Annotated in this window: 14 protein-coding genes; 9 read left to right on the top strand and 5 right to left on the bottom strand. The window is 58.5% G+C overall.

Translation table 11 applies throughout. The annotated features are described in order from the left end of the window. Positions 1 to 16 precede the first annotated feature (16 nt). A complete protein-coding gene (locus AC2FEE_RS00170) occupies positions 17 to 682 on the bottom strand; it encodes an SOS response-associated peptidase (RefSeq protein ID WP_496862618.1) in 666 nt (221 codons plus the stop codon). Positions 683 to 737: 55 nt separating this feature from the next. Between AC2FEE_RS00170 and AC2FEE_RS00165 the strand changes: the two genes are divergently transcribed. After that, positions 738 to 2,390 carry a tetratricopeptide repeat-containing sulfotransferase family protein gene (locus tag AC2FEE_RS00165; RefSeq protein WP_496862286.1) on the top strand — a complete coding sequence of 551 codons (1,653 nt, stop codon included), beginning with the start codon at positions 738 to 740 and terminating at the stop codon, positions 2,388 to 2,390. Positions 2,391 to 2,454: 64 nt separating this feature from the next. Here AC2FEE_RS00165 and AC2FEE_RS00160 read toward each other — a convergent pair whose 3' ends face one another. Next, entirely contained in the window at positions 2,455 to 4,032 is a 1,578-nt protein-coding gene (locus AC2FEE_RS00160; protein WP_496862285.1) for a bifunctional metallophosphatase/5'-nucleotidase, read from the bottom strand. Between the two features lie 108 nt (positions 4,033 to 4,140). Here AC2FEE_RS00160 and AC2FEE_RS00155 point away from each other — a divergent pair, with 108 nt between their 5' ends. From AC2FEE_RS00155 to arsC, 4 genes are read left to right on the top strand one after another with little or no spacing between them, the layout of a single operon-like run. Continuing rightward, complete coding sequence (locus tag AC2FEE_RS00155) at positions 4,141 to 4,479, top strand: DUF952 domain-containing protein (protein ID WP_496862284.1); 339 nt, start codon at positions 4,141 to 4,143, stop codon at positions 4,477 to 4,479. Further along, positions 4,476 to 4,907 (top strand): DUF1330 domain-containing protein, encoded by a 432-nt coding sequence (locus AC2FEE_RS00150; protein WP_496862283.1) that lies wholly within the window; start codon positions 4,476 to 4,478, stop codon positions 4,905 to 4,907. The genes AC2FEE_RS00155 and AC2FEE_RS00150 overlap by 4 nt, the downstream gene beginning before the upstream one ends. Continuing rightward, the gene (locus AC2FEE_RS00145; RefSeq protein WP_496862282.1) at positions 4,904 to 5,962 is read left to right on the top strand and encodes a quinone-dependent dihydroorotate dehydrogenase; all 1,059 of its coding nucleotides are present in this window, start codon (positions 4,904 to 4,906) and stop codon (positions 5,960 to 5,962) included. Before AC2FEE_RS00150 ends, AC2FEE_RS00145 begins: the two co-directional genes overlap by 4 nt. Beyond that, on the top strand, positions 5,959 to 6,300 hold the full coding sequence (gene arsC / locus AC2FEE_RS00140) for an arsenate reductase (glutaredoxin) (protein WP_496862281.1): 342 nt from the start codon (positions 5,959 to 5,961) through the stop codon (positions 6,298 to 6,300). Before AC2FEE_RS00145 ends, arsC begins: the two co-directional genes overlap by 4 nt. Here the strand turns inward: arsC and AC2FEE_RS00135 are convergent. From AC2FEE_RS00135 to AC2FEE_RS00125, 3 genes are read right to left on the bottom strand one after another with little or no spacing between them, the layout of a single operon-like run. Continuing rightward, the gene (locus AC2FEE_RS00135; protein ID WP_496862280.1) at positions 6,297 to 7,613 is read right to left on the bottom strand and encodes an MATE family efflux transporter; all 1,317 of its coding nucleotides are present in this window, start codon (positions 7,611 to 7,613) and stop codon (positions 6,297 to 6,299) included. The two genes, arsC and AC2FEE_RS00135, sit on opposite strands and share 4 nt — an antisense overlap. Positions 7,614 to 7,619: 6 nt before the next feature. Next, a complete protein-coding gene (locus tag AC2FEE_RS00130) occupies positions 7,620 to 8,138 on the bottom strand; it encodes a PaaI family thioesterase (protein WP_496862279.1) in 519 nt (172 codons plus the stop codon). Then, positions 8,138 to 8,557: a PaaI family thioesterase gene (locus tag AC2FEE_RS00125; RefSeq protein ID WP_496862278.1), complete on the bottom strand. Its 420-nt coding sequence runs from the start codon at positions 8,555 to 8,557 to the stop codon at positions 8,138 to 8,140. Before AC2FEE_RS00125 ends, AC2FEE_RS00130 begins: the two co-directional genes overlap by 1 nt. Before the next feature lie 112 nt (positions 8,558 to 8,669). On the opposite strand from AC2FEE_RS00125, the gene AC2FEE_RS00120 reads away from it, so the two are divergent. The 4 genes from AC2FEE_RS00120 (at position 8,670) to AC2FEE_RS00105 (ending at position 11,820) form a co-directional block, all read left to right on the top strand. After that, the gene (locus AC2FEE_RS00120) at positions 8,670 to 9,038 is read left to right on the top strand and encodes a MerR family transcriptional regulator (RefSeq protein WP_170325474.1); all 369 of its coding nucleotides are present in this window, start codon (positions 8,670 to 8,672) and stop codon (positions 9,036 to 9,038) included. A 285-nt stretch (positions 9,039 to 9,323) separates the two neighbouring features. Next, complete coding sequence (locus AC2FEE_RS00115) at positions 9,324 to 9,725, top strand: MerR family transcriptional regulator (RefSeq protein ID WP_496862277.1); 402 nt, start codon at positions 9,324 to 9,326, stop codon at positions 9,723 to 9,725. A gap of 46 nt (positions 9,726 to 9,771) precedes the next feature. After that, on the top strand, positions 9,772 to 11,553 hold the full coding sequence (locus tag AC2FEE_RS00110) for an acyl-CoA dehydrogenase C-terminal domain-containing protein (RefSeq protein WP_496862276.1): 1,782 nt from the start codon (positions 9,772 to 9,774) through the stop codon (positions 11,551 to 11,553). A gap of 54 nt (positions 11,554 to 11,607) precedes the next feature. Beyond that, positions 11,608 to 11,820 carry a hypothetical protein gene (locus tag AC2FEE_RS00105; RefSeq protein WP_496862275.1) on the top strand — a complete coding sequence of 71 codons (213 nt, stop codon included), beginning with the start codon at positions 11,608 to 11,610 and terminating at the stop codon, positions 11,818 to 11,820. Positions 11,821 to 11,895: the final 75 nt, after the last annotated feature.

Raw genomic sequence — 11,895 nt, 5'->3', positions numbered from 1 at the left:
TTGAAAAGGCGCGCCGTCATGCCGGGACCCGTTCAATCAGTTCGGACCCGCTGGCGCGGTTCGAATTAACCGCTGGATCAACGCGGTAATAGTCCAAAACGTCCTCGGCACCGGGGCGCATCAGACGCGCGGCCCCCTTCCCGGCCTCACCCAGCCAGAGCGGCCAGCCGTCGGGCTCAAGGATCAATGGCATCCGGTGGTGGATGGCACTGAGATGGTTGTTGGCGGGTGTCGTCACGATGGCACAGGTGCCTTGCTGGTTCTCTTCCTGTCCCCAGTCCTGCCAGACCCCGGCAAAGGCGATCGGCGCGCCATCCTTGCGGTGAATATACCAAGGCAGGCGCGTGCCCTGCTCGGTCTTTGTCCATTCGTAGAACCCGGTCGCCACGATCAGGCACCGCCGTTCGCGGCAAGCCGCACGAAACGCGGGTTTTTCTGCCAACGTCTCGGCCCGCGCATTGATCAGCAAGGGACCGGCGGTTTCGGTCTTGTACCAATGTGGCAGAAACCCCCAGCGCAGCGGGTCCAGCCTGCGCCCGCTCTCTCCGGCACGGACTACGTGTACCTGATTGGTCGGACAGACGTTGAAATTCGGCACCGCTGGCAGCGTGTTCGCCGGCCGTGCAGAAAACAGCTGCGCCATTGCGTCATTGGGAAGGGTTATTGCAAACCGTCCGCACATGGGTAATGAACCATCATTAGTCGTTTCATACAGGCACAGGGTGTCCCGGGGTCTCATGCAAAATCAAACAGCGAAAACCCTCAAAGGCAAGGCAGTGGCCGCACTGGAGGCAGGCAAGCTGCAACAGGCGCTGAAAAAAGCTCAGTTGGGCGTCAAAAAATTTCCGAGGGATTCGGATTTCCACGCCATCTCTGGCTTTGTGTTGACCGAGATGGAACAGTACAAGAAATCCATCCCGCATTTCGTTGAAGCGTCCCGAATGAAACCGGACGATCCGCAATTCGTGGAAAATCTGGCCAATGCTCTGATGCAGACGGGTCAGATCCCCAAGGCGCTGGAATATACAGAGCAAAAACTGGAACAGTTCCCGAACAACAAAGAGCTGAACCGCGTCCTCGATGAGATCCACCTCAAGGGCAGCAACTGGCGCATGATCATCGAACATGCGAGCAAGAAGCTGGCAAGCGAGCCTGACGATGTAAAGCTGCTGGCCAAGAGGGCCCGGGCCTACGCGAAGATCGGGTTTGTCGATGACAACTCGCGTGACATTTCCCGTGCCTACGAGCTGGATCCGAACAACGCCAGAATTGCATTCGACAAATCCGTGAACCTGCACCAGAGCGGTGACAAAAAGGGGGCCCGCGACATCCTGCTGTGCATTCTGGACACGAACCCAGAACATATTTCGGCGTTGTTGCAGCTTTCCACAATGGCCACCAAAGAGGAGGCTCCGGAATTGCTTGGGGCCGTCGAAACCGCCATCAGCAACAGCGACAGTGAACATTTGGAGCTTGAATTCGCCAAGGCGCACCTGATCTCAAAGATCGATGGGCTGGACGCGGCCATGCCGCAGTTTCTGAGGGCCAACGCGATACAGCATGACAGCAATCCCTATGACGCGGCCGCGGAAGAGAAAAAACTGGAGCGGATCACCGACCTGTTCCCCGTCGGCGTCGAGATACCTGACTCTGGGATGAGCGAGACGCCAATTCCGATCTTTGTAGTAGGGCAACCCCGTTCGGGCACCACATTGATGGAAATGATGCTGAGTTCGGCCCCCGATATCGCAGGGTGCGGGGAACTGACGCTTGGAGCCGATCTTTCGCGTGAATTCGAGAAAAGCGGTCAGAGTCTTGACACAACAAACGCTGTCGAAATAGCCCGTCAGTTCCGTCAACTGATGCCGCCGATCCCTGACGAAACTGTCGCCTTTGTCGACAAGTTACCACACAACTATCAGAATGTTGGGTTCCTGTTGTCCGCTTTCCCCAAAGCAAAAATCATCAACATGCTGCGAGACCCCCGCGACGTCGGGCTGTCCAAATGGATCAGGCGATTCCCGGCAGGTGGAATGCGCTATGCCTCAAATCTTGCAGCCATTGCGCATTCGGCGAATCTGTACCGCCGATATATGGCCCATTGGGATGCCGTGTTCGGAGACCGCATTCTGACCGTTCCTTACGAAAAACTGGTGACCGACCCGAAAGACTACAGCCAGCAGGTCGCTGCATTCTGTGAAATTGAGTGGAACGAGACCATGATGCGCCCCGAGGAAAACACCAAGCAGGTCAGAACGGCCAGTATCGATCAGGTCCGCAGCAAGATCTCGACCAAATCGGTTGGCGGCTGGCAAAGCGTGTCCAAGCATCTGAGCCCGATGCTGGATGGTATCGACGCTGCGCTCTGGCCGGAATATGACCTCGGCTGAGCCAGCAGGAAAAACAAAGGCCGCATCGGATGATGCGGCCTTTTTTCATTGCTGAGGCACAGGTTTACTTCTGCTTGATACGGCCATCCAGATAAGGCTGATACGGCGCGTTTTCGGCCAGGTATTCCGCCGTCACATCTGCCAGGTCAGGCCCATAGTCATAGGCGTTCTTGTCATTACCTTCGAACATTGAATAGCCGTCACCGCCGTTGCGGACATAGTTGTTAGTGACCACCAGATAGGTGGCGGCGGGATCAATCGGAACGAAACCATCCCCCTCGGCGACCATCACCTCGGTGATCCGCCCTTCGTTCGGCGCAACCGACGGGTCCCAGGTAAAGGTCAGGCCTGCAACCTGCGGGAAGCGACCCTTGACCTCTTCGACTTGACTGACGCCGTTTTCCAGCGCGTCGATGACCGTCTGACCACTGATCTCAAAGGTTGAAAGCGTGTTCTGGAAGGGCAGAACAGTCAGCACCTCACCCATGGTCACCTCGCCGGGGTCGATCGAGGACCGCAACCCGCCCGAATTTGCAATTGCGATCTGCGCGCCCTGATCGGCAACCCGTGCCAACATGGCGTCGGCGACCAGATTGCCCATCTCACATTCCTGCACGCGGCAGACCGCTCGGTCGCCCTCGATGGCGTCTGACGCATTTGCCACCACTTTGTTGCGGATTTCGTCCAGCGGCACGGCCAGTTCAGCGATACGGTCCAGTGACGCTTGGTCCTCGGTTACTGTGTTGTCCATGATCAGCGGCTCGCCTACCGCTTCGACCACTTTACCGTCATCGTCGAAAGTTACGTTCAGCTCGCCCAGGAATTTACCGTAGGCATAGGCCTGTACGATCTGAACGCCATTGACCACGGTCGGGTATGGGCCTGCAGCCTTGTCGGACACGTTCGACAGATAGGTATTCGAATGGCCGCCCACGATCACGTCCACTCCTGTGGTTTCCTGTGCAACGCGTTGATCCACACCAAAACCCGAATGGCTAAGCACGACGATCTTGTTCACGCCTTCGCTGGTCAACCTGTCTACCTCGGCCTGCACGGCTGGAACCGGGTCGGAAAAGGTGATGTTGGGACCCGGCGAGGCGAGATCATGTGTGTCTTCCGGCGTCAGGCCAATCAGGCCGATCTTTTCCCCGCCTACTTCGATGATGGTGGATTTCTTGATCTTGCCGGTCAGCAGCTCTTCGTCTGCAATATCCGCGTTCGACATCAATACCGGAAAACCCACTGTATCAATGAAACCACGCAGAACTTCGGGGCCGTCGTCGAATTCGTGGTTGCCCACAGTCATCGCGTTATAACCCAGCTTGTTCATGAACTCGGCCGCGACTTTGCCCTTGTAATAGGTGTAGAACAACGAACCCTGAAATTGGTCCCCGCCATCGACAAGAATCGAGTTTTCGGCCCGCGCGCGCGCATCATTCACTGCAGTTACCAACCGGGCCGAGCCGCCGAAACACTTGCCTTCTGCCTGATCTTCCTTGTCGCAGGCGCTGTCATATTTGTTGATCGGCTCAAAACGCGCGTGGAAATCGTTAGTATGCAGAATCGTCAGTTTATAATCGGCGACGGCCATGCCTGCAGTCAGGCCCAGAACCGCAGCAGATGCCAAAAAGCGAGTGAACATCTTCATACTCCTTGTATTTCATTGACGTGATGGTGCGCGCGCCGAGTGGAAGAGTCAAAGGGGGAAAACCGGCTTGATTCTACCCGTCACGCGGGGCATCACCACCTCATGCTGATTTACAAGATATTCAGGGCCGATGAATGGGCCAATTTACAGGATCAGGGGGCCTCGGACGGTGCGCCAATTGATGCGTCCGATGGGTACGTCCATTTCTCGACCGCCGAACAAGCCGCCGAGACCGCAGCCAAACATTTTACCAATGACGAGGGTCTGACTTTGCTAGCCTGCGACGCGGATGCGATGGGCGAAGACCTGAAATGGGAGGTGTCGCGCGGCGGTGCCCTATTTCCGCATCTCTACCGCCAGATTCGCATGACGGATGTGGTCTGGTCGCGCGCCCTACCCTTTGACGGGCAGGCGCACCAGTTCCCGGCAGAGATGGTATGACCGCGTTCATCGACCCCGACCGGGCCCAGTTCGAGGCGTTCAAGGCATTGGACCGCAATCATCCGATCGAGATGTTGAACCTTGTGAAATTCCGCGCGCAGGCGACCTACCCCGCCGGGCACGAACTGGCAGAGGCCGGGCTGACCGGTGCGCAGGCCTATCGCAACTATGGGGCCGAGACCGCTCCGATCATTGCACGGATAGGTGCGTCGATCCTGTGGCGCGGCGCGTATCAGACCACTCTGATCGGTCCGCAAGATGAGATATGGGATGAAGTGTTCATCGCCCGATATCCAACGGCACACGCGTTCCTTAAAATGGTGACGGACCCGGTTTACCAAGCGGCGGTCATACATCGACAAGCGGCGGTTGAAACCTCGCGCCTGATCCGATGCGCACCGGCAAAAGGCGGAGAGACTTTCGGATGAAACTGACAGAGAAACTGGGGCTTGCCGTCCTGCACAAGTTGGATCCAGAAGCCGCCCATGGCATGTCGATCAAGGCTTTGCGGGCCGGTCTGGCCCCAATGCCGGGACCGGTGACCTCGCCCCGGCTGAAAACCCAGGTGGTCGGCCTTGAACTGCCCAACCCGGTTGGTCTGGCCGCCGGCTTTGACAAGAACGGAGAGGTTCTAACCGCTCTCTCTCGCACTGGTTTTGGTTTCATTGAAGTCGGCGCAGTCACACCGCGCCCGCAGCCCGGCAACCCGAAGCCCCGTCTGTTCCGCCTGTCCGAAGACAAGGCTGCCATCAACCGCTTTGGCTTCAACAACGAAGGCATGGAGGTCATGGCAAGCCGTCTAGCGAAACGCCCCAAGGACGCAGTGATCGGGCTGAACCTTGGCGCGAACAAGGACAGTGACGACCGGCCCGGCGACTTTGCCAAGGTTCTGGCCCATTGCGCGGCGCATCTGGATTTTGCCACGGTCAATGTCTCGTCGCCCAACACCGAAAAGCTGCGGGATTTGCAGGGCAAGGCGGCGCTTGGCGCGCTGCTGGGCGGCGTGATCCAAACGCGCAATACACTGCCGCGCCCGATCCCGATTTTCCTGAAGATCGCGCCCGACCTGACCGAAGCGGAATTGCGGGACATCGCGGAAGTCGCCTCGGAAACCGGCGTGGACGCGGTGATCGCAACCAACACCACCTTGTCCCGCGACGGGTTGCGCAGCGGCCACAAGGGGGAAGCTGGCGGGTTGTCAGGCGCACCCTTGTTCGAGAAATCGACGCGGGTTCTGGCCCGGCTCAGCCAACTGACCGAGGGGAATATCCCTTTGATCGGCGTGGGCGGCATCAGCAATGCGGAACAGGCCTACGCCAAGATTTGCGCCGGGGCCTCGGCCGTGCAGTTTTATACGGCGCTTGTCTATGGCGGGATATCTCTGGCCGCTGAGATTGCGCAGGGGTTGGACGAATTGTTGGCGCGTGACGGGTTCAACTCTGTCACGCAAGCCGTTGGAAGCAAACGAGAGGACTGGCTGTGATCTCATATTGGCACAACCCGCGCTGTTCGAAATCCCGCGCCGGGCTGGCGTTGTTGGAAGAGAACGGCGCACAAGTCGAGATTCGCAAATACCTTGAGGACGCGCCTTCGGCGGGCGAGCTTCGCGTCGTGCTGGATCAGTTGGGCATTGATGCCATCGACATGATGCGGACGGGCGAAAAGCGGTTCAAAGAGCTGGGTTTGACCAAGGGCACGCCTGCAGATGACCTGATCACCGCCATGGCCGAAAACCCGATCCTGATCGAACGCCCTCTGGCCATTGCAGGCGACAAGGCGGCCATCGGGCGCCCGCCCGAGAACCTGCTTACGCTGCTTTAAGCCACCTGCGCCTCCAACCGAGGATAGCGCCAGCCCAGCGTGATGCCGCGCGCGATATTCAGAACCATCAACGCGGCCCAAAGCCCATGATTGCCCAGCGTCGGCACAAGAATGAACAGCGCGCCGACATAGATCACGACCGACTGAAGCATCGCGTTGCGCATGGCGCGGGTCCATGTGGCCCCGATATAGATGCCGTCGAACATCCAGCTCGCCACTCCGATCGCCGGGGCCAGAGCGGCCCAGATCAGGTAATCCCGTGCGGCGTCACGCACTTCGGGCGAAGTAGTCATCAGGTCGATCAGAGTCGGTCCGGTCAGGTAGAATACAGTACCCAGAGCAAAAGCTCCGCCAACGCCCCATTGCGACGCCATGATCGACGCACGGCGGACCTGATACCGGTCGCGCGCGCCCACGGCGCTGCCGACCAGAGCCTCGGCCGAGAATGCAAAGCCGTCCAAAGCAAAGGCCGTGATTTCAAGAAACTGCAACAACACCTGATTGGCCGCAAGGTTCACATCGCCCAGATCGGAGCCGACAAACAGAAAGGTGGTGAACGCTCCGGTCAGCAGGACCGAGCGGATCATGATGTCCGTGTTCACCCGCATCATCCGCCGTAGCCGGGCTGCATCGAATATCCGCGGCCAGTCGCGCCACTGGTTGCCCTGAAACGCATCACGGCATAGCCACAGACCCAGAGCCAACCCGGTCCATTCGGCGATCAAAGTGGCGATGGCGACACCTTCAACGCCCCAGCCAAGACCAAGCACGAACCACAGATCCAGCAAGATGTTCAGCCCATTCATCCAGACCTGCAGGATGAACACACCGCGCGTTCGCTCGACCGCGATCAACCAGCCTGTCACCGCATAGAGGGCAATTGTCGCCGGTGCGCCCCAGATGCGTATTTGCAAGTAGTCCTGCGTTAACGCCTCGACCTCGGGGCTGGCGGGTGACAGGGCGAATGCGCCCCAGAACACCCAAATCTGCGTGACTATGAAAAATAGCCCCGCCGCACCGCCCAGCAGCAGACCGCGCATCAGCAAGGCGCCGGTCTCAGCAGTGTCCCCGGCCCCGCGCGCCTGCGCGGCAAGGCCGGTGGTGCCCATGCGCAGGAAGCCGAATATCCAGTAGATTGTCGCCAGAATAACCGCACCCATGCCAACAGCGCCGATGGGGGCCGCCTGCCCCATCTGTCCAACCACACCGGTATCGACAGCACCCAGAATGGGCACCGTGGCATTGGACAGCACGATCGGAACCGCGATCTTCAACACCCGTTTATGGGTGAGTGGCGGCGAGGCGGTTTGCACGGTGATCTATCCGGCGACCGGTTTGGATTGTGGCATCAGGAAATGCCCCGTCGCCTGCGCAATCGGACGCGCGTGGTTATCCTGCCATGCCTCGACCCGAACCGAGGCGTAACGACGACCAGAGCGGCTGACAAAGGCGCGTGCATAGGCATCGCGCGGCAGGCCCGATCGCAGGTAGTCCACCGTGAAATCAACGGTCTTGGGAAAACGCACCGAGTCGGCCTTGAACAGCTCTTCCGCTTCGATCTCACCACTTTCGATCTTGGGAAAGAAAAACTCCCAACTCAGCGTGATAACGGCCGTAACTTCAAGGAATGCAGCCGTGACCCCGCCATGCAGCGCGGGCAGCAGAGGGTTGCCGATCAGCTTGTCGTCGAAATTCAGCACTCCGGTCAGTTCGTCGCCGCGCCGGTCGAAGGTGATGTTCAGAAAGCGGATATACGGCACCCCTTCAACAATTGCGTTCAAGGCTGCGTCGCGGCGTTGCTTGACCACCTGCATGGGTTCGGGACGAGGACGCGCCATCACAGACCCTCCACTGTAAAGGAACCGGCGGCGGTTGCGACCGGCAAGTCCGGATTCTCGTCCATCGCCGTAGCCCGGACAAAGGCAACGTTGCGAGTGATGTGATAGCAAGTGGCATGAGCCGTGATGCTCTGTCCCGGCGTGGCGGCGCGCATGTAGTCGATCCTCAAATCAATTGTCGCGGTTCCGCCGGGGGCCGATGGGTGACACATGACGGCCGCACCGCAGCAGGTATCCAACGCGGCAAACACTGCGCCACCATGGATGACGCCGGTTCTCGGGTCTCCGACCAGATCGGCGTTATACGGCATGGAAATCGCGGCCTCACCATCGCTGATTGTGGTCAGCTTGAGCCCAAGCGCTTTGGCGTGCGGAATCGCCTCGATGAACCGGCGCGCAATTTCTACTTTGTCGACCATGCGTGGTGCCCCCTTGATTTCTTTCTTTATGAGCCTGTGCCTTGCAAAAGAGCAAGACCGCCTGTTGCGCTTGCCGCCACGACGGCCTAGTTTGCAGCCAAGGAGATCGAAAATGACCGACAACCGTTTGTCATTAAACGAGATGTGCGAAGAGTTCGACGTAACCAAGCGCACCTTGCGTTACTACGAGTATATTGAGCTTTTGCAACCGGAACGCGAAGGCCGCAGCCGGTATTACGGTCCCCGCGAATGCGCCCGGATGAAGCTGATCATGCGCGGTCGCCTGTTTGGATTCTCACTGGAAGAGATTCGCCAGTGGTTGCTGATCTACGAAGATCAGGGAAACCAGGCCCAGATGGCCGAGTTCGTGAAGCTGGCAGACCGGCAGATGCCGGAGCTGCAAAAACAACGGCAGCAACTGGATGAGGCGATGGATGAACTCCAGCGCCTGCGCGACCAGACCGCCAAGTCCCTGCGCTGAGCTTACTCCCCCTGCTCCTTAGCTGACACATGAAGCTTGAGCATTGTAGCCTTGGGCAGATCGGTTGTGGTTTCGCATCAGATACCCAACGCCCTCTTCCAGTTGAAATTCCGTTACGTCAATTTCAAAAACCCGCGCATCAGGCACCTTGACGCGAAAGGATGCTACGTCAACTTTCAATGTGACGTAGCGTTTGCATTACGTGAACGTCATCTACGTGTTGTAACGTGCGCATCGACTGCGCACCTGACTTTAATAGACGCCAGTGACGAGAGTGCTGAAACCATGACCGAAGACCTGATGACCATCCGTGAAATGTGCGAGACCTACGATGTCACGCCGCGCACATTGCGTTTTTACGAGGCAAAGGAACTTTTGTTCCCGATCCGCGAGGGCCAGAAACGCCTGTTCACCAAACGGGACCGGGCGCGCCTGAAACTAATCCTGCGCGGCAAGCGTTTCGGCTTCAGCCTGGAAGAGATCCGGCAATTGCTGGATCTGTACCATGTGGGTGATCAACAAATGACCCAGATGATCCGTACGATTGAAATCGCACGTGAACGTCTGTCGGACATGGAGGCCCGCCGCGAAGAGCTGACACAAGCCATTGACGATCTGAAAGAACAGCTGCGCTGGGGCGAGAAAGTCATCGCCTCGATAAACAACGAGAAAAAAGCCGCCGAGTAACCCCTGCGGCTCAATCCCCGGACATCTGAATTTAAGGGAGCTTCAAATGCCCGTCTACAACGCGCCTACCAAAGACACTCAGTTCATTCTGCACAATGTACTGAAAGTCTCGGAATCCGATATTCCAGGCTATAGCGAACTGGAGGCCGAGTTTACCGGCGCGGTTCTGGAAGAAGCCGGCAAGGTTGCCACAAACGTACTGCATCCGCTGAACGCGGTCGGCGACACCGAAGGATGCCGGCTGGAAAACGGCATCGTCTACACCCCCACTGGGTTCAAGGATGCCTTCGAGCAGATGAAGGAAGGCGGCTGGACTGGCCTCGACATGCCGGAAGAGTATGGCGGCCAGAACATGCCGTACGTGCTGGGCACCGCCGTAGGCGAGATGTTCTCGGGCGCGAACCAGGCGTTTGTAATGTATCAGGGCCTGACCCACGGCGCGGCCTCGGCCATTCTGGCACATGGCACCGAAGAGCAGAAGAACACCTATCTGCCTAACATGGTCAGCTGTGAATGGACCGGCACCATGAATCTGACGGAACCGCATTGCGGCACCGATCTGGGCCTGATGCGCACCAAGGCGGAACCCCAGGGAGACGGCAGCTTCAAGATTTCCGGTCAGAAGATCTTTATCTCGTCCGGCGACCACGACATGGCCGACAACATCATCCATCTGGTTCTGGCCAAAATTCCCGGCGGCCCCGAGGGCATCAAAGGCGTGTCACTGTTCATCGTACCCAAGTTTATCGTGAACGAAGACGGCTCGCTTGGCGAACGCAACGGCGTTTCGGTCGGCAAGATCGAAGAGAAGATGGGCATTCACGGCAACTCGACCTGCGTCATGAACTATGACGAGGCCACCGGCTGGCTGTTGGGCGAAGAGCACAAAGGCATGCGCGCCATGTTCACCATGATGAACGAAGCGCGTCTGGGTGTAGGGATGCAGGGCTTGTCGCAGGCCGAGGCCGCATTCCAGAACGCTCTGGAATACGCCAAGGACCGTCTGCAGGGCCGTGATGTAACAGGTGTGAAGAACCCCGACGGCCCTGCCGATCCGCTCATCGTGCACCCGGACATCCGCCGCAATCTGATGGACCAGAAAAGCTTCACCGAAGGCGCACGTGCGTTCATCCTGTGGGGCGCGACCATGATCGACAAGGCACACCGCTCGGGTGACAAGGACGCAGACGGGCTGATCTCGCTGCTGACCCCGGTCATCAAGGGCTTCCTGACTGATCAGGGTTATGACATGACCGTTCAGGCGCAACAGATCTACGGCGGCCACGGCTACATCGAGGAATGGGGCATGTCGCAATACACCCGCGACGCCCGTATCGCGATGATCTACGAAGGGGCGAATGGAGTGCAGGCGCTGGACCTCGTGGGCCGGAAACTGGCACAGGATGGCGGCAAACACGTCATGGCCTTCTTCGACATGGTCAAAACGTTCTGCAAGGAAAACAGCGGCAAGGACGAAGCCTATGACAAGGCCTTCATCGAACCGCTGAAAGCCGCGTCCAAGGATCTGCAGGCAGCTGGAATGTACTTCATGCAGGAAGGTATGAAGAACCCGAACAACGCACTGTCCGGCTCTTATGACTTCATGCACATGTTCGGCCACGTCTGCCTTGGCCTGATGTGGGCACAGATGGCCAAGGCCGCGCAGGACTCGCTGGACGGTGGTGCGTCGGACAAAGAGTTCTACGAAACCAAGATCAATACTGGCCGATTCTACATGGCACGCCGCCTGCCCGCCACGGCAATGCACCTGGCCCGCATCCAGACCGGAGCGGACACGGTCATGGCTCTGGAGGCCGCGAACTTCTGATCAATCTCCGGCTCCGGGACCCCGCCCCGGAGCCGGCTTTTCGGAGGAGACACTATGCCAAAACGCTTTCGCCTGACCCGTCGCATTCCGGTCGCCATGACCGAGGACGGTTACCGCAGGCTCAGGGCTTTTGCCCGCGACGCCGGGCTGGACGAAGGTGAAGCACTGTCGTTTCTGTTCGAGAACTTCAACAGCGTCATAAATGAGGAGAACCTGACGCGCCATCTACGAGAATTCAATACCGAGCTTGAGGCGCGCAAGCGCTGACTGCTTCATTCGCACATGCTTTTTTGGGCGTGCGTGTTTTCAGAAAGACGAACCGCATGTCGACCAGATCGGTTC

It is taken from the genome of Ruegeria sp. YTSC199, from assembly GCF_059609725.1.
Note: the sequence above shows the minus strand (reverse complement) of the source record. Positions and strands in the feature narration are given on the sequence as shown.

Coding starts and splice junctions, on each gene's coding strand:
- AC2FEE_RS00170 (WP_496862618.1), bottom strand. CDS start 682: ATGTGCGGACGGTTTGCAATAACCCTTCCCAATGACGCAATGGCGCAG.
- AC2FEE_RS00165 (WP_496862286.1), top strand. CDS start 738: ATGCAAAATCAAACAGCGAAAACCCTCAAAGGCAAGGCAGTGGCCGCA.
- AC2FEE_RS00160 (WP_496862285.1), bottom strand. CDS start 4,032: ATGTTCACTCGCTTTTTGGCATCTGCTGCGGTTCTGGGCCTGACTGCA.
- AC2FEE_RS00155 (WP_496862284.1), top strand. CDS start 4,141: ATGCTGATTTACAAGATATTCAGGGCCGATGAATGGGCCAATTTACAG.
- AC2FEE_RS00150 (WP_496862283.1), top strand. CDS start 4,476: ATGACCGCGTTCATCGACCCCGACCGGGCCCAGTTCGAGGCGTTCAAG.
- AC2FEE_RS00145 (WP_496862282.1), top strand. CDS start 4,904: ATGAAACTGACAGAGAAACTGGGGCTTGCCGTCCTGCACAAGTTGGAT.
- AC2FEE_RS00130 (WP_496862279.1), bottom strand. CDS start 8,138: ATGGCGCGTCCTCGTCCCGAACCCATGCAGGTGGTCAAGCAACGCCGC.
- AC2FEE_RS00125 (WP_496862278.1), bottom strand. CDS start 8,557: ATGGTCGACAAAGTAGAAATTGCGCGCCGGTTCATCGAGGCGATTCCG.
- AC2FEE_RS00120 (WP_170325474.1), top strand. CDS start 8,670: ATGACCGACAACCGTTTGTCATTAAACGAGATGTGCGAAGAGTTCGAC.
- AC2FEE_RS00115 (WP_496862277.1), top strand. CDS start 9,324: ATGACCGAAGACCTGATGACCATCCGTGAAATGTGCGAGACCTACGAT.
- AC2FEE_RS00110 (WP_496862276.1), top strand. CDS start 9,772: ATGCCCGTCTACAACGCGCCTACCAAAGACACTCAGTTCATTCTGCAC.
- AC2FEE_RS00105 (WP_496862275.1), top strand. CDS start 11,608: ATGCCAAAACGCTTTCGCCTGACCCGTCGCATTCCGGTCGCCATGACC.